Annotated in this window: 14 protein-coding genes; 10 read left to right on the forward strand and 4 right to left on the reverse strand. The window is 53.5% G+C overall.

The annotated features are described in order from the left end of the window. Nucleotides 1-37: 37 nt before the first annotated feature. Nucleotides 38-3,700 (reverse strand): DNA polymerase III subunit alpha, encoded by a 3,663-nt coding sequence (locus tag ACR9FF_RS21930; protein WP_435164735.1) that lies wholly within the window; start codon nucleotides 3,698-3,700, stop codon nucleotides 38-40. Nucleotides 3,701-3,824: 124 nt separating this feature from the next. Between ACR9FF_RS21930 and ACR9FF_RS21935 the strand changes: the two genes are divergently transcribed. From ACR9FF_RS21935 to rsgA, 4 genes are all read left to right on the forward strand, one after another. After that, a complete protein-coding gene (locus ACR9FF_RS21935; RefSeq protein ID WP_127495453.1) occupies nucleotides 3,825-4,151 on the forward strand; it encodes a YtrH family sporulation protein in 327 nt (108 codons plus the stop codon). 3 nt (nucleotides 4,152-4,154) lie between these two features. Then, nucleotides 4,155-4,670, forward strand: a complete 516-nt coding sequence (locus tag ACR9FF_RS21940) for a hypothetical protein (protein ID WP_435164738.1) — start codon at nucleotides 4,155-4,157, stop codon at nucleotides 4,668-4,670. Between the two features lie 76 nt (nucleotides 4,671-4,746). Beyond that, a complete protein-coding gene (locus ACR9FF_RS21945; protein WP_127495455.1) occupies nucleotides 4,747-5,043 on the forward strand; it encodes a YtpI family protein in 297 nt (98 codons plus the stop codon). A 532-nt stretch (nucleotides 5,044-5,575) separates the two neighbouring features. Next, a complete protein-coding gene (gene rsgA / locus ACR9FF_RS21950) occupies nucleotides 5,576-6,685 on the forward strand; it encodes a ribosome small subunit-dependent GTPase A (RefSeq protein WP_435164741.1) in 1,110 nt (369 codons plus the stop codon). A 475-nt stretch (nucleotides 6,686-7,160) separates the two neighbouring features. Here rsgA and ACR9FF_RS21955 read toward each other — a convergent pair whose 3' ends face one another. Further along, nucleotides 7,161-8,498, reverse strand: a complete 1,338-nt coding sequence (locus ACR9FF_RS21955) for a DRTGG domain-containing protein (RefSeq protein ID WP_236013456.1) — start codon at nucleotides 8,496-8,498, stop codon at nucleotides 7,161-7,163. A 19-nt stretch (nucleotides 8,499-8,517) separates the two neighbouring features. Next, entirely contained in the window at nucleotides 8,518-9,012 is a 495-nt protein-coding gene (locus tag ACR9FF_RS21960; RefSeq protein ID WP_127495457.1) for a hypothetical protein, read from the reverse strand. Between the two features lie 183 nt (nucleotides 9,013-9,195). Between ACR9FF_RS21960 and ACR9FF_RS21965 the strand changes: the two genes are divergently transcribed. Next, the gene (locus ACR9FF_RS21965; protein WP_162862792.1) at nucleotides 9,196-9,534 is read left to right on the forward strand and encodes a helix-turn-helix domain-containing protein; all 339 of its coding nucleotides are present in this window, start codon (nucleotides 9,196-9,198) and stop codon (nucleotides 9,532-9,534) included. Nucleotides 9,535-9,619: 85 nt separating this feature from the next. Here the strand turns inward: ACR9FF_RS21965 and ACR9FF_RS21970 are convergent, their stop codons facing one another. Continuing rightward, nucleotides 9,620-9,910: a hypothetical protein gene (locus ACR9FF_RS21970; protein ID WP_116394420.1), complete on the reverse strand. Its 291-nt coding sequence runs from the start codon at nucleotides 9,908-9,910 to the stop codon at nucleotides 9,620-9,622. A 204-nt stretch (nucleotides 9,911-10,114) separates the two neighbouring features. On the opposite strand from ACR9FF_RS21970, the gene ACR9FF_RS21975 reads away from it, so the two are divergent. The 5 genes from ACR9FF_RS21975 to ACR9FF_RS21995 are packed head-to-tail and all read left to right on the forward strand — an operon-like array spanning nucleotide 10,115 to nucleotide 15,739. Continuing rightward, nucleotides 10,115-11,491: a YheC/YheD family protein gene (locus tag ACR9FF_RS21975; RefSeq protein ID WP_127495459.1), complete on the forward strand. Its 1,377-nt coding sequence runs from the start codon at nucleotides 10,115-10,117 to the stop codon at nucleotides 11,489-11,491. A gap of 12 nt (nucleotides 11,492-11,503) precedes the next feature. Beyond that, complete coding sequence (locus tag ACR9FF_RS21980) at nucleotides 11,504-12,724, forward strand: YheC/YheD family protein (protein WP_435164747.1); 1,221 nt, start codon at nucleotides 11,504-11,506, stop codon at nucleotides 12,722-12,724. Beyond that, nucleotides 12,721-14,097: a YheC/YheD family protein gene (locus ACR9FF_RS21985; RefSeq protein ID WP_435164750.1), complete on the forward strand. Its 1,377-nt coding sequence runs from the start codon at nucleotides 12,721-12,723 to the stop codon at nucleotides 14,095-14,097. The genes ACR9FF_RS21980 and ACR9FF_RS21985 overlap by 4 nt, the downstream gene beginning before the upstream one ends. After that, nucleotides 14,097-15,260, forward strand: coding sequence for a YheC/YheD family protein (locus ACR9FF_RS21990; protein ID WP_127495462.1), 1,164 nt, complete (start codon nucleotides 14,097-14,099; stop codon nucleotides 15,258-15,260). The genes ACR9FF_RS21985 and ACR9FF_RS21990 overlap by 1 nt, the downstream gene beginning before the upstream one ends. Next, nucleotides 15,260-15,739 carry a GNAT family N-acetyltransferase gene (locus ACR9FF_RS21995; protein WP_317981067.1) on the forward strand — a complete coding sequence of 160 codons (480 nt, stop codon included), beginning with the start codon at nucleotides 15,260-15,262 and terminating at the stop codon, nucleotides 15,737-15,739. The genes ACR9FF_RS21990 and ACR9FF_RS21995 overlap by 1 nt, the downstream gene beginning before the upstream one ends. Nucleotides 15,740-15,764: the final 25 nt, after the last annotated feature.

Consider the following 15,764-nt stretch of genomic DNA (forward strand, 5'->3'; position numbering starts at 1 on the left):
TTAAATGTATGCGGGATGCGATAGAGTTGTGCATAAATTATCTGACAATTACGGCTCCTTGCCCAAGAAGCTGCTCAATGGCGCTGAATAATTGCGGAGAAGGCTTGGTGCGGTACGTTTCGCTCAGAGCAAGCGAACGCTGCTCCCGTTCATAGAACAGCACCGTATCCAGCTGGCCGTGATGGTCGGCGAGCAGCTTCTTCAGCTGTTCCAGCACGTCGGGATGCTCGCGCGAAGCGATGATCTTGATATAGACGCGCTGGCGCTTCTTCTCGGCAGGCGGGTTCGGGCGCTCGGTCGGCACCGATGGCCTTGCAGGCTGCGGCTTCCGGGCTGCGGGTGCCGCCGTTGCAGCCTGAGCCGTGCCGGCTCCTGCCGCTTTGCCTTGCGATGAAGTCTGTGCGGGCGGCTGATTGGCGCCTCCTGCCGGTCTCGAAGCACGGGAGCTCGCATGCTTCCGCATCCGCCTGACATGCTCGGCCAGCTGCTCCGCCGTTGCCGTTCCTTCCTGAATGGGCACAACATCCTCGATGATCAGCTTAAAGTCCTCGTCCTGATGCTGGACGGTAGCGTGAATAATCGCGAGCCCGCCTTTCGCAAGACGATCCCCGCAGCGCTTCCATACAGCCGGGAATACAACTCCCTCAGCACGCATAACCCTGTCCTCTACTTCAATAAAGCCCATCGCATTTCCTTTTTTATTGGTAAACGGTTTAAGGGAAACCACTCTCGCTCCGATAACGGCAGCAGCTCCTTCAGCTGCCTCCCCAAGCTCTACGAACCGGTCAAGGCCAAGCGGCTCCAGCTGTTCCTCTACCGCATCCAGCGGATGGCCGGACAAATAGAGGCCAAGCAGCTCCCGTTCCAGCTCCAGCTGTTCGCCCGTCGAATACGGCCTGATATCCGGAAGCTCGACATCCCAGTTCTGCACTTCGTCAAAACCGAACAGCTCGATCTGCAGCTCCTCGCGTTCCTTGCGCCACTTCAAAGCGGCATCAACGGTTTCTTCGAGAGCGGCAAGCTGCTGCGCCCGGTGACCGGGCAGCGATTCCATCGCTCCGGCTTGAATAAGCGATTCCAGCACCCGCTTGTTGACGACGCGCAGATCCACGCGCCGGCATAGGTCAAGCAGGCTGTCGAAAGGCCGTTCCCGGCGCTCTTTCTCGATAGCCTCGATAGCTTGAGTACCGACGTTTTTGATAGCCGCAAGGCCAAAACGGACGGCTCCCTCCACCGGCGTAAACGTAACGCCGCTTTCATTCACGTCGGGAGGCAGCACCTCAATGCCCATCCGTCTGCATTCGTCCACGTATTCGGCGGTTTTCCGCTGATTGCCGGTAACGGAAGCAAGCATCGACGCCATAAACGGAATCGGATAATGCGCCTTCAGCCATGCCGTCTGAAAAGCGAGCACGCCGTAGGCCGCGGCATGGGCACGCGGGAAGCCGTAGTCCGCAAACCGGACGATCATATCGTAAACCAGATTGGCATCCTCGCTGCTATACCCTTCGCTTACGCTGCCCTTCACGAAATGCGCGCGCTGCTCGTCGAGCACCTCCCGCTTCTTCTTCGATACGGCGCGGCGCAGCAAATCCGCTTCGCCAAGCGAGAAGCCGGCCATGGCCGACGCAATCTGCATGATCTGCTCCTGGTACACAATAATCCCGTACGTATCCGACAAAATCGGCTCGAGAGAGGGATGCGGGTATTTGACGGGCGCAAGCCCATGCTTGCCCTGAATGTAATTCGGAATAAACTCCATCGGACCCGGACGGTACAAAGCGAGCACCGATACGATGTCTTCGAATTCGCTTGGCTTCATCTCCTTCAGTACACGCCTGACGCCGGACGACTCCAGCTGAAAAATCCCCATCGTCTCACCGCGCCCGAGCATCGCGTAGGTGTCTGGGTCATTATCCGGCACTTTGCGGAAATCAATCTCCTTGCCGTATAAGCCTTTCACCCAGGCAAGCGAACGCTCCACGATGGATAACGTTCTCAGGCCGAGGAAGTCCATTTTCAAAAGGCCGACCGCTTCCAGATGCTCCATCGAATATTGGGTCAGCGCCGTCCGCTCGCTTCCCGCCTGCAGCGGGACGTAATCGGTTAACGGACCGCCGGAGATGACAACGCCGGCCGCATGGGTAGAAGCGTGGCGCGGCATGCCCTCCACCTTCAGCGCCATCTTGATCATGGCGTCGGTTCTCGGCTGCCGCTGACAGGCTTCGCGCAGGCCTTCGCTGATCCGAAGAGCTTCCTCGAGCGTAATGTGGAGCTGATTCGGAATCATTTTCGCCGCCCGGTCCACCTCCGCGAACGGCACATTCATCGCGCGCCCGACGTCCCGGACCGCGGCTTTGGCGGCCATTGTGCCAAAGGTAATGATCTGCGCCACATGCTCATCGCCGTATTTGGCCGAGACATAAGCGATTACCTCGTCCCGGCGCTCGTCGTTGAAGTCGATATCGATATCGGGCATCGTAATCCGCTCCGGATTCAGGAACCGCTCGAAGAGGAGCTTGTACTTCAGCGGATCCACGTCGGTAATCCGAAGCACGTAAGCAACCAGGCTTCCCGCCGACGAGCCCCGTCCCGGGCCGGTCCGGATGCCTTGCTCATGTGCAAAGCGGACGAAATCCCATACGATCAGGAAATAATCGCTGAAGCCCATATTTTCAATAACGGAAAGCTCGTAAGCAAGCCTTCCCTCCGCCCGCTCCCGGAAAGCCGGATCCTCCGACCATTGCGGCAGACCGGCGTAACGGGAAGCAAGACCGGTTCTGCAAAGCTCCGCCAAATACGCCGACGAGCTCATGCCGCTTGGCACCGGACGGAAGACCGGCAGCGCTGCCCGCCCAAACGTCAGCTCCAGCGAGCATTTGTCCGCAATCTCGGCAGTATGACGAATCGCTTCAGGCGCATGGCGGAATAAGAGCTCCATCTCCTCGCCGCTTTTCATATACAGCTGATCCGTCCCTATCTTCATCCGGTCCGTATCGTCTACCGACTTGCCCGTTCCGATGCAAATCAGAACATCCTGCACGGCGGCATCCTCCGGCGTCAAATAATGCACGTCGTTCGTTGCCGTAAGCTTAATGCCTGTTTCCCGAGCCAATTCGATCATGGCTGCCGCTACTTTTTTCTGATCCAGCATGCCGTGATCCTGCAGCTCCAGATAGAAGTCGTTCCCGAAGATCCGCTTGTAGCGCAAAGCTGCCGCCAGCGCTTCCTCCCGGCGGTCGTGAAGCAGATGCTGCGAGATCTCCCCATGCAGACAAGAGCTCAAGCAGACCAGTCCTTCGGAATGTGCCTCCAGCACTTCCGGGTCGATCCGCGGCTTATAGTGAAAGCCTTCCAGATGGCCAATCGAGACCAGCTTCATCAGATTGCGGTAACCGGTCTCGTTTTTCGCTAGAAGAATTAAATGATAGATCGGATTGTCCTTGCGCGACCCCTTCTCGAAACGGGAACCCGCCGTAAAATACATCTCGCAGCCAATAATCGGCTTGATGCCCTGTGCCAGGCATGCTCTATAAAAAGGAATAGCTCCGTACATGACTCCGTGATCGGTAAGGGCAAGCGACTTCATCCCTAGCTCGGCAGCCCTTGCCACCAAATCGCGGATCCGGGCTGCGCCGTCAAGCAAGCTGTATTCGCTATGCACGTGCAAATGCACAAACGAGGAATCTATGTTGTTCATCCGCTGGCACCCACTTTCGGTTCTTATTCCTTCTATTTTATCATAATAGACCGCACAGCGCCCATAGAATGGTAGTGAGGCAGCCGGACAGGCTGGACTATGCGCTAAAAGGCAGGTGTACGTTGTGAACGTCATTTTATCCAAGGCCGGGCTTGATTTTTTTATCGCCTTTGGCGTTGTTGTCGGAGGATCCATGCTGGCTGGAATCGGCTCGGTTTTTCTGCTGCTGCCCCCTACTTCCATGATGCTGAGCACGGCCGGCAATCTCAAAATATGGGCGATTGTCGCAGCCGTCGGAGGCTCTATCGATCCGATGCGCGTTATCGAAAGTAATATCGTAGAAGGGCATTTGTCGCCGGCCGTCCTTCAGATTGCTTATATTGCCATCGCTTTTCTAGGCGCCCATATGGGAACGGAATTGGTCAAGCTCATTTGCAAGGGGGCGGCTTGATGCATGCGCGTACCTCAGTTTGAGCGGTATGTCAAAGGGGTGCAGATGCTTGGCGTATTGCTGCTTGGCATGCTGCTTGGCGCAATCATCTACAATTCCATGTACCACGCCCAATTCGAGGCATTAGTGAATCTGAAGAGCGATCTGGAGGTTAAGCTGGAGCAATCTGAAACGGAAATAAAAGGCTTAACGCAATTCAAAAATCAACATACCGTCATTAAGAGCGTCCTGCCTCGAATCGAAGAGGAAGCCGGACAAAATACCGACCGCCCCAAGCTTGATAAAGTAACGGAAGCGGAATTAATCAAGCGGATTAAAGCCGATCTTTCCGTTTTCCTCGGGCAAAGCATTTATGAGATCGACACGGACGCCCAGCTTGCGCGCAGACTATTAAGCAACAAGATTTATACCAACGTCCTTGAAAAAGACTATTCGATCGACATCACGACCATTCTGGTCGTGGAAAACAGGCTGCAAGTATGGGTGAAGGTCCGGCTCTACTCGAGACCTCCTTCTTAATCGCATTTATTTCCGGTTTTGGGTGAATTCATGCTACAATAACGCCATTGAGACTACAAAAGGAGCTGTAGCAAACATGGATTCACTCCTGCAATGGGTGTTTGCGCCGGGCATCATGATCACGCTCGCGCTTACCGTCTTTTTCAGCTTTAGATCCCGACGCTCGACGGACACGCGAGCGCGCGGCCTTCATGCTTCCCGGATGAACATCAGCATGGGCTTTATGCTTATGTTTATCGCCGGCGTTCAGCTGTTCCTCTCCGGCACTTCGACGGCCCGTATCGTGATTGGGGCGATTTTCCTCGTGATCGGATTTTTCAATTTGTTTGCGGGGCTGCGTAACCATAGTATTTTTCGGACGATGCAGCAGTAGAGCGGGGTTTTGCTAAAAAGAATGACACTGCGTGAACAAATATCTCTTCCGATCGCTGTTGGTTCCGGATTCCTTTCATTAGATGTTTGACAAGGTAGGAATCCGGGAACCAAAGGCGAACATTTCATTTCTCCAGAGACATTTGTTCACTCCGTTCACCTTTTTCGCAAAAAAAGTCTACGGCTGCCCGTCCTTTGGGGCAGAAGATTGAGCCGACCTGGCATTTCGCGGGTCGGCTTTTTTGTTTGGGTAACGGAAAGTTTTCTTTTACTCAAAGTTGGCCTAGAGAATACGGTCTTCTTTTGCATATACTAAGCACATCTTACTACAGGAGGCTGATGTTAAATGATGAACCTATCGATTGTTTGCGCTGTTCATGTATCTCGGCCTATTCGGAACGCCTTCTAACCAATTAGAGACGCGCCGCGGGACCGAGAGGTCCTTGCGGTTTTTTTGTGCCTTCCGCAGGGGAATCCCTGCGGTTTTTTTGTTTTACACCATCCAATAAAACGATTAAAGAGGAGCATCCGATTTGAACAATACCGATACCTTGCACCAACATCAACAACATCTGGCCTACGGCTGGAATACCGATTGGAACCATAAAATGGAGCAAATGCCGGAAAGCACGCGAGAGCTCGTGCCCGCGCGGGTGATCGCCCAGCATTCCCATTCTTATCAGATCATGACGCCCGACGGCGAGCACACGGCAACCGTTACCGGCAAATACGAATTTAATGCGGCGCTCAAAAGCGATTTTCCCGCCGTGGGCGACTGGGTTATGGCCGAGAAACTGCCCGGCGAGACACGTTCGGTTATTCATCGCCTACTGCCGCGTCAAAGCGCAATGATCCGCAAAGCAGCCGGAAGCACCGTGGATGATCAGGTCGTAGGCGCCAACATGGATTATTTGTTTATTACAAACGCACTGAACCAGGATTTTAACGTCCGCAAAATGGAACGTTACCTGATTGCCGCATGGGAAAGCGGCGCTTCACCGGTTATTCTGCTGACCAAAGCCGATCTTTGCGGTGATCCTGAGGCTTTCGCCGCACAAATGGAGAGCGCGGCCCCCGGCGTACCGGTGCACCTCATCAGCGCCTTGCAAAACCAGGGCAAAGAGCAGCTTCTTCCTTATTTGCAGCCGGGCAAAACCATTGCCGTCACAGGCTCGTCCGGTGTCGGCAAGTCTACTCTGCTGAACTGGCTAGCGGATGACAACATGATGGAGACTCAGGGCATCCGAGAAAACGATGCCCGCGGCCGCCATACGACAACGCACCGGGAGCTGTTCCTTCTGCCGAACGGAACGCTTGTCATGGATACGCCGGGCATGCGCGAGCTTCAGCTGTGGGATGCGCAGGACGGATTGGAACAGGCTTTCTCCGATATCGAAGCTCTGGCTGCCGGCTGCCGTTACCGGGATTGCCGTCATGAATCCGACCCCGGCTGCGCGGTCCTTCAAGCGATTCAAGACGGAACGCTTGAAGCGAAACGGCTTCATAACTACAGAAAGACGGCTAAAGAGCTTTCCCATCTTGCGCGCAAAGAAAACAGCCTTGCGAAAAAAGCAAAAAAAGCAGCCGGCTCCTCCTCCCGCAGGAGCGAGCGCAGAAAAGCCGGCGATTGGGACTATGATTAACTTGCTTCTTTCCTTTAGCTATATCAGCTCAAAATAAATTGCATGAAATGCAGTTTATTAGCCATTTTGGAAGGCTGCCGGAGAGGTATAATGCACAAAATGCAGGATATTGTGTCCGACTGAGCAAATGACGGCTACTTCTCTCGAATATGCTGCATTCCGTGCAGGATATTTCGGATTACAGAGCAGATTCGCGCCATTATCGTGCATTTCGTGCAACGTATTTGAACATGAACGAAAAGTCCAGATAAGTGACTAAAAACATTAAAAGGGCTGCCAAACGAATGGCAGCCCTTTAACCTGTCTCCCCTAAAGTATTAGGGAGTTTGAAAGTGGGGATGGAGGGAATGTGTCACCTGAAGAGCGTAGCGCCTGCCTTTGTGAATCGTGAATTCTCGCATAAGCGAGTTGATTCAAAATTCACGATCACAACAGCAGCGGAAGGAGATACATTCCTGTAATCCCCATGCCCTCCCTAATACGAATCAATCATCTGCGCCGTCATCATAGCCTTCGCCGCCAACCCCGTCTGATCAATCAGCTCGATCTCGAGCTTGGTCGCTTTACGGCTCATTTCGAGCGCGCGGGGGACGATCGTAATCTGGCTGTCGATCTGCACCGGCTTTACAAAGAACGCGGTCATGCCGTCAATGAGATAGTCCCGCTTGCCTGCGTCCCGGATCATCTGGCGTCCGGCCAAGGTCATCAGGGTAACCAATATCCCTTCGGACACCATGCCAAGAGATCCGGACATCTGAGGCGTAATAGCTCCTTTGTAGAGCGGAACGCCATCCGCTTCATCCGCTTCAAAGCCGGACCAGATGAGATCGTCGAAGGTCTCTCCGATCTCCTGCTGCTTGCCGGCAAAACGGAGAGCGTCCAGCAGCTGCTGGCGGGTGACGACCCCAAGCAGCTTCCGGTGGCGGTCAACGATCGGCAGCAGGTCAATTCCTTCGGCAGCCATCGTATGCGCGGCCGAAGTCACCGCAATGTTAGGCGCGGCCGTGATCGGATGACGGGTCATCAGCTTGTCGATTGAACTTTCATCCGATGAACCGGCTGCATCCTTCGAGGTCATCATCCCGACAACCCTGCCTCTGTCATCAATAACGGGGAATCGGTAATTGCCGGTCTCCCGGCTTAATTTGTGAAAGTCGAGTAGCGTATTGCCGGAACGCAGCACGTCTGCCGGCTTGCTGAACGTCATCAGATCCTCAATAAGCATAATTTTGCGTTTGATAAGCCGGTCGTACATCGCCCGATTAATCATCGAAGCTACGGTAAACGTATCATGCCGGGATGAAATAATCGGCAGTCCGTTCTCGTCGGCCAGCGCCTTCACTTCCTCGCTTGGCTCGAATCCGCCCGTAATCAGAACGCCGGCTCCCTGCTCCAGGGCACAGCGGTGCGCGCCGCTCCGATTGCCTACAATAAGCAGGCTTCCTTCATCGATGTAGCGGAGCATCGCGTCCAGCTCCATTGCGCCGATTACAAATTTGTGGAGCGACTTGTCCAGCCCCGAAGTGCCTCCGAATATATGCCCTTCGACAATCTCCGCCACTTCGCCGAAGGTGAGCTGATCCAGCGCCTCGCGCCTTCTCCGGTCAATGCGGACCGTCCCGATTCTTTCCTTCGTGCTTACAAGTCCGGAAGCTTCCGCTTCCTTAATCGCTTTATAAGCGGTTCCTTCGCTTACGCCAAGCGCCTTGGCGATTGCCCTTACCGAGATTTTCTCGCCTATATCGAGCGTCTCTATGTATTGCAGAATTTGTTCGCGCTTCGTGCTTGTATCCATTCCGGAAACGGATGCCACCGGCACCGCCCTCCCCCAATTAAACCTTCGTTCGTTTCATTCCATTATACCAGTCGATAGAGACGGCTGCGACCTTTAGTCCTGCATCCACATCTTCCCCGTCTGCCCCGGTACAACGATATTTGTCGAACACCTGCTGGAGGGACTGCACCGTAAATGCTTCTTGCGTTCCTTTAAATATAAAGGAGTACCAATCATAATTGATAGGTACGGGATACTTGAGCTTCAGAATCGGATAATTCTCAAGGACGACCGATTGAGGCGGGATCTCGGGATATTGGCTGGAAAATAAAAAGGAACCCTTCTCGCTAAAAGGCCTTGCGATCGTCTCCGACCGCAGGCTCATCTGATATTCCACATGCTGCGTGCGGGGATTCACCCTGCAATTAAAGCTGCCGTGCGCCTTCGCCGGTTTATTGGTCTTATGTAAAATGCGGTACGTGAACTGCACCTGAAACCGCATATGCTGATAGTAAGTCTGTACGTTTCGAAAAAACTCAAACTCATCAACCATAAGCGTTGCTCCTTGTTAAAAAGTTCCTGTTTAGGAAATGATGTTAATAGGTAGAACCTTTTTACACAATTATAATAAAAAGCATAACCTTTGGTCAATGACTATAGGCACTATTTTTAATAAGGACTATAAGACGTTGTTGCCGGGATAGGAAAGCTCTATCTTAAGGCTGAGGTGACGAATGTGAACGAAATCAGCCGAAATATCGGTGAGAATATACGGGCAATACGCAAACAAAAGGGCTTCAGCCAAGAGCAGCTTGCTCTGCGGGCCGAAATCAACGGCTCTTATATGGGTCAGGTGGAACGAGGCGAGAAAAGTCCTACGGTCGATGTCTTGAGCAAAATTGCCCACGCCCTCCAATGTCCGCTTGAGCAGCTGGTCCATATGCCCGGGACACCTCACGAAGAAAGCACCTATGCGGAGAAAATCGCATCTCAGCTTCAAGGTTTATCCGTCAAGGAACAAGAAGCGGTATATAAATTTGTCAAGCAGCTTGTTCAGTTCAAAGAAATCGATTAACAGGCATGCGCGACTCCCCCATCCTCAAAAAGCTTAGCAAATGAAAAAGCCCCCTTGCGGGGGCCCAGCGCTTTTCGTCTATGCCTCAACCTCTTGCACTTCGGTTCGAACCCCTGTCCACCGCCTGCTGCAGCCTGCGCTCCCAGGTATTTCTCTTCATCCGCTTGATGCGGTCCAGTTCTTTCTTCCTCTGCTCGTTCATCCAGAGCAGCGCATTTAAATGAGCGGCAATAACGAGCAGCGCAAACAACGTCCACACTACGCCGAATATCGTCACAGCATTCCATGGACCCGTAAGATCCAGTTTCGTTACCCCGTAGAACAGCATCGCCAAAGCAACTGCCAGATACATAATATGCCGGGCTTTTCCCCTCATTCGAATCAACTCCCGCTTCAATAGCTTTTGCTTGTCCGCACCACTATCCTATGAAGACAAACCGCCGGATATGACCGCTCCACTAATTTCTTTGGCCAATCACCAAGGGATAGATGTCCTCATATGATGAAGTAATTCGTGTAAAACACCTATGGGCCTTTATCCGCTTTTCGTCATCCTCCTGCTTGGAAGGAGATTTACACAATGCAAAAATCGAAAGTAGCCGTTCAGCTTATCAGCTCCGGCATGCTTCCGGAAGATACGATTATGCTCGGTGAAGCCTACCTGAAGCAATGGCATATTTCTCACAGCGTGTCGATCGTATTACGGTTCGGAACATTCAAGAAGACGGTGAAGGTCATTCCGGTACCGAAGTACGACGGAATGCGCATCAACCAATCGCTTGCCAGACAGATGGGCATTCTTAGCAGCACCTCCCTTCGCCTGAGCTACGATTCCTCGTCTTCCACGCTTAGACTTGGGCCTCTGATCGGCGTTCTGATCAGCCGGGATTATCCGAGTACGCCCGACAAACCGTTTGGCACGATTACGATGTTCTGCAAGGAATTGGTCGACGGCTGCGCGAATCAGGGGGCGCATGTATACTTTTTCACTCCGAACCATGTCTCGGGAAGCAGCGACAAGCAAATCGAGGGTTGGACCTTTGCGAACGGATGGAAGCGGGCAAAGCTTCCGCTGCCGGATGTCGTGAACAACCGCCTGACGTCTCGCAAGCTGGAAAGCCGCGCTCTTGTGCAGCAGTTTTTCAAGGAAATAAAGAGTACTCATCATGCCAGCGTCTTTAACGAAAAGTTCCTGGACAAAATGGAAGTCTTCGATGCGCTGAAAAAAGACGAAAGCGTCCGTCGCTATCTGCCGGAATCCCACTTCCTCCGCAACTATACCACGCTGAAATCAATGTGCTCCCGTTACGGCAACGTATTCCTCAAGCCTTCCAAAGGCAGTCTCGGCAAAGGCATTATCCGCGTGACAAAGCTCGAGGGAGACATCTATCAGGCGCATTTTACAACCGGCACCGGAACAAGGCGGCAGGTATACCCGAACCTTGTGAAGCTGTTCTCGAGCATTTCGACCAAGATGAAAACCATTAAATATCAAGCCCAGCAAGGACTCAATCTGATTGAGATCCAGAAGCGGCCGGTCGACTTCCGCGCAGTGGTGCAGAAGAACGCAACAGGCAAATGGACGTTGACTTCCGTAGTGGCGCGTACCGCGAGCAGCCAGCATTTCGTCTCCAATCTCGCACGCGGGGGAACGCTCAGCACCGTTAACGAGGCTGTCGCGCGCTCCAATATTTTTGCCGGCAAGGAAGGGGCCTCCAAACGTCTTCGAACGGCCGCCCTGACGATTGCCGAAGGAATCGATAAGCATATCCCGGCGCATTTCGGCGAGCTTGGAATCGATTTGGCGCTGGATACCAATGGCCGCGTATGGCTGCTGGAGGTTAACTCCAAGCCTTCGAAAAGCGATAACACGCCTCTCAACCAGGAAAATGACAACAAGATCCGTCCATCGGTCCGAAATGTCATTCAATACTCCCGCTTCCTGTCGGGATTCTAACCGGAGGCCCTTATGAAGGCTGAGCTTGTGAGAGTAGGACTGTATGTCGCTTCCATAGAAGCCGGCGCAGGGCAGGAGAACAGCATAAAGCTGCCGGAGCCGGCATTTGCGCAAATGCTCAGCGAAACGGCCGGCACTCTGGCCATTGACCTGTATGTCTTCTCCCCAGCCGAATACGAGGAAAAAACCGGACAGCTGAATGCCTTCCGGCTTCGCCATGGCAGCTGGTTAAAGGAACCCTGCCCGCTCCCGGATATCCTCTACGACCGCTGCTTCTATCGAACGGCGGAAGAACGCATGCTCTGCAAAGCGGTACTTGCGGCCATCCGGGAACAAAAGCCCGTGACGATGTTAAACGGAAGTCTTCCAGGCAAATGGGAGGTATACGGTACGCTTCGCCAGGACGCTCTTCTTGCGCCGCTTCTTCCTTCCACAACCAGGCTGGACCGCCCGGACACCCTATTGCGCCTTCTAAAGGGTAATAACGGGGAATTATTCTTAAAGCCCTCGGCGGGCATGCAAGGCAAAGGGGCTATTCATCTGAAGCAGTCCCCTTTAACCCGCGAATGGGTTGCTGCCGGGCGAACCGGAAGCAATCTCCCGTTCCGGCATCGCTTCAATGACTATTCTTCGTTGTCGCAATGGATCATTCGATTTATGGGCAATGCGTCTTATATCGCCCAGCCTTATCTGCAGCTGACAGACCCGGATGGCAATCCGTTTGATCTTCGCGTGCTTGCGCAGAAAAACGGGAAGGGACGCTGGGGCATCACCGGCGCCGCCGTCCGTGCCGGAAGCTCCGGAACCGTCACATCCAATCTTCATGGCGGCGGCAAGGCAAGCCGGCCCTCCGATTACTTGTCCCGTCTGTTTGGCGAAGCAAAAGCCAAGCGGATGATGAATAAAATAATAGATGCCAGCCTGCGGGCAGCAGAGAAGCTGGAAAACAACTACGGACGATTAGCCGAGCTGGGCATTGATTTCGGAATCGAACCGGACGGACGGATATGGCTGCTGGAAGTAAACTCCAGGCCGGGACGTTCCTCCTTCCGGCAGTCCGGCGACAACCAGGCAGAGCGTCTGTCCGTCGAGCTGCCGCTCCGATATGCCCGCCTGCTTACGCAGCGGCTTAACAAACCTTTGATCATAAACGACTCCGCAACAGGTCGGATTCAGGACTGTCAGGTAGACAAGAGGATCCGGTCTGATAACGTTCAGGAGGTTCACCCATGAGCTTGACAACTTGTAACGTCCATTTCTCGCAACAATCGGATAAAGTCATTTATTTATCCAACACGCTTCTCAAGGAGCTGAAGCTGTCCGGCAAAAAAACCGTTCACCTGAAGCTTGGCAAAGAAGTGATAACAACAGCCGTCCGGCCTGTCAGGCGCCAAGGCAATCATCTTTATTTGTCCGCCGGGGTCAGGCAATACATCCGAGTACCCAAAACCGGCAGCATCTTCGTCCATAAAAACGGCGAAAACGAAGTGCAGATCGGACCGCTTATCGGCATATTGAGCGATGCGGGCTATAGCCAGTCGGATAGCCAGCCCTTTGGCATGAGAACAAACTTTATCAAGCAGATCATCCGGTCGGGGGATCGGAAAGCTTTCCTGTTCGGTTTTACCCCCCAGGATATCAACTGGCAGCAGGAGACGGTGCTCGGCTACTTCCTTAACTCGCAAGGCGGCTGGTACCGCAAGACCGTTCCGCTCCCCGATGTCATCTATAACCGGCTCCGGAGCCGCAAAGCGGAAACGTCCAATTATATCGGTTCGCTCCGCGAAAGGCTGCTTCGCAAAAAAATTCCTTTCTTCAACTGGGGCTTCTTTAATAAATCGGATGTGTATAAGCTGCTGGATAACGATCCGGAGGCTCTGCAGCATTTGCCGGAATCCGTAGCCGCGCCAACAAGCGAGAAGCTGAAACAGCTTTTGGAGAAGCATCATTTCGTCTATTTCAAACCAACGGCAGGCAGCCTTGGCGTCGGCATCTACCGGCTCACCTACCATCCGAAGCGCGGTTATTTCGCCCGATACCGGAAGAGCGGAAAAAACGTCCTGCTGCGCTTCTCTTCCTTCAACAGCCTGTATAAGATGCTTCAGGCGCGTCATGGCGCAACTCTGAGCAGCTATGTCGCGCAGCAGGGCATCAGGCTGGTGGAGATTGACGGCTGCCCTCTCGACTTTCGCTTTCATATGCATAAGAACGGCAAGAACGAATGGGTACCGGCAGGCATCGGCGCGAAAAAAGCCGGCAAAGGCAGCGTAACGACCCATGTGAAAAACGGCGGTTCGCTTATGACGCCTGAGCAGGCGTTGAGCCGCGCATTTGGCGCAAAGGGCAAAGAAATCTTGGAGAATGCGAAGAAGGTCTCCATCAAAATGGCTGAGGCGATTGAGCGTAACTATCCGCACCGGCTTGGCGAGCTGGGCCTCGATATCGGCATCGACAAAGATAACGACATCTGGATGTTTGAAGCCAACGCAAAGCCGGGACGCTCTATCTTCAAGCACCCTTCCCTTGAAGCGGAAGGCCGTGCATCCGTAGAATGCATCGTTGATCATTGCTTGTACCTCAGCAAGTTTCAAGGAGGGAACAGCTAATGGAGCTAAGAGCATCGAAGAAAGAAGAGGTGTATGATCGGCCGGCTGGACGCCTGGTACTCGCCATACTGACGATTGAGAACGACGAACAGTTTTTCCGGGGCAACCGGAATAACTTCGCGGACATTATAAAAACGGGTCAAGAAAAGGGATTTCTTGTTTATGTGCTCACCGTAAAAAATCTGGTCTTGAACCGTTCCACCTTGCGGGGATTTGTCTATATTGAACAGAAGGATACATGGCAGCAGCGCTTGCTGCCTTTCCCGGATATTATCTACAACCGGATTCCGCAGCGCGAAGACGAGATGCTTCCTGCCGTGCGGAACAAAATTGCCGCATGCATGCGGGATCCGCGGATCAAACTGTTCAACCCTTCCTTCTTCAACAAATGGTATTTGTTCGAATGGCTGCGCGGCAGCAAGTCGACCAAACCTTTTATCCCGGCAACCCGCAAGCTGCTAACGGCGGCAAGGCTGGAGAGAATGCTGCAAAAGCATCCCTTTCTCTACCTGAAGCCGGAAAGCGGCAAAGCCGGCAAAGGCATCATGACCGTCATGGTGCAGCCCGACAAGCCGCTCCCGTATCTGCTTAAGGTGCAGGAGAACAAAAAAAGCTCTACCTTTAGCTGCGCGGATTTTCAAAAGCTGTGGAACCGCATCAAGAAGGAATGCGGCAGCGAGCCTTATATCGCCCAGCAAGGCATTCAGCTTGCTTCCTTTAACGACCGCCGGTTCGATCTCAGGGCTCTCGTGCAAAAAAACGATCGCGGCAAATGGGATTTGACCGGCATTGGCGCAAGGGTAGCGGGCTCCTCCAGCATTACGACCCATGTCCCGAGGGGCGGTTCCATCGAGGATCCTGAGAAGCTGCTGAAAAGCTCCTTCAACGCCGATCAGGCAAGAAGAATTCTGATTAAAGCGAAGCAAACCTCGATTATGATCGCCAGACAGATCGAGAAGGGCTCCGGCTTTATGCTCGGCGAGATGTCCATGGACCTAGGCATCGATAGCCAGGGACATATCTGGTTTTTCGAAGCCAACTCGAAGCCGATGAAGTTCGACGAGCCGCATATCCGGCAAAAGTCGCTTGAGCGGATATTCCAATACAGCACCTATCTGGCCAGAATGAGAAACGAACGAATAAGGCAGGAGGCGACGAGATAATGGAACTGCAGCTGCTTACCCCGGAACAGTGGGCGAAAGAACGGAAGAGACTGATTGATTTTGCCGTCCGCTTCGGGGAGAAGCGGCTGACGGTTGCAGCCATCCACTCCCTTCGTCGCCTGCCACCCGAGCTGCTCTCGCAAAAGGACAGCGGGACCGTTATGGCGGTCGCGCGGCTTGGCAGCCGAATAGTAGGACTTGGTTATGCCGAGGAAGCAGGCGAAAAATGCTGCGTCATCGTAACCCATCCCGAGGCTCGCGGCCTTGGGATCGGGTACGCGGTGATGGACGCCATTATGAAGAAGCTGGGGAAATTGACCTGTCAGGTTGCGCTCGACAACGTGCCAAGCCTAACTCTCTTCTTCCGCCTTGGCATGAAGGCGGTATCCATGTCGACCGGACCAACCGGCAAGCCAACGCTGCGTTTCGAGTGGTCGCAAGAAGAGAAAAAAGGGGCTATCCCGCCGTCATTAATATGACGTAGGATAGCCCCTTTTGTTATTC

Origin of the sequence: Paenibacillus glycanilyticus, from assembly GCF_051200795.1 — a bacterium.
Lineage (GTDB): Bacteria > Bacillota > Bacilli > Paenibacillales > Paenibacillaceae > Pristimantibacillus > Pristimantibacillus glycanilyticus.

What these genes read in the sequence shown, in the direction of transcription:
- ACR9FF_RS21930 (WP_435164735.1), bottom strand. Translation starts at nt 3,700, where the DNA reads ATGAACAACATAGATTCCTCGTTTGTGCATTTGCACGTGCATAGCGAA.
- ACR9FF_RS21940 (WP_435164738.1), top strand. Translation starts at nt 4,155, where the DNA reads ATGCGCGTACCTCAGTTTGAGCGGTATGTCAAAGGGGTGCAGATGCTT.
- ACR9FF_RS21945 (WP_127495455.1), top strand. Translation starts at nt 4,747, where the DNA reads ATGGATTCACTCCTGCAATGGGTGTTTGCGCCGGGCATCATGATCACG.
- ACR9FF_RS21960 (WP_127495457.1), bottom strand. Translation starts at nt 9,012, where the DNA reads ATGGTTGATGAGTTTGAGTTTTTTCGAAACGTACAGACTTACTATCAG.
- ACR9FF_RS21970 (WP_116394420.1), bottom strand. Translation starts at nt 9,910, where the DNA reads ATGAGGGGAAAAGCCCGGCATATTATGTATCTGGCAGTTGCTTTGGCG.
- ACR9FF_RS21975 (WP_127495459.1), top strand. Translation starts at nt 10,115, where the DNA reads ATGCAAAAATCGAAAGTAGCCGTTCAGCTTATCAGCTCCGGCATGCTT.
- ACR9FF_RS21980 (WP_435164747.1), top strand. Translation starts at nt 11,504, where the DNA reads ATGAAGGCTGAGCTTGTGAGAGTAGGACTGTATGTCGCTTCCATAGAA.
- ACR9FF_RS21985 (WP_435164750.1), top strand. Translation starts at nt 12,721, where the DNA reads ATGAGCTTGACAACTTGTAACGTCCATTTCTCGCAACAATCGGATAAA.
- ACR9FF_RS21990 (WP_127495462.1), top strand. Translation starts at nt 14,097, where the DNA reads ATGGAGCTAAGAGCATCGAAGAAAGAAGAGGTGTATGATCGGCCGGCT.
- ACR9FF_RS21995 (WP_317981067.1), top strand. Translation starts at nt 15,260, where the DNA reads ATGGAACTGCAGCTGCTTACCCCGGAACAGTGGGCGAAAGAACGGAAG.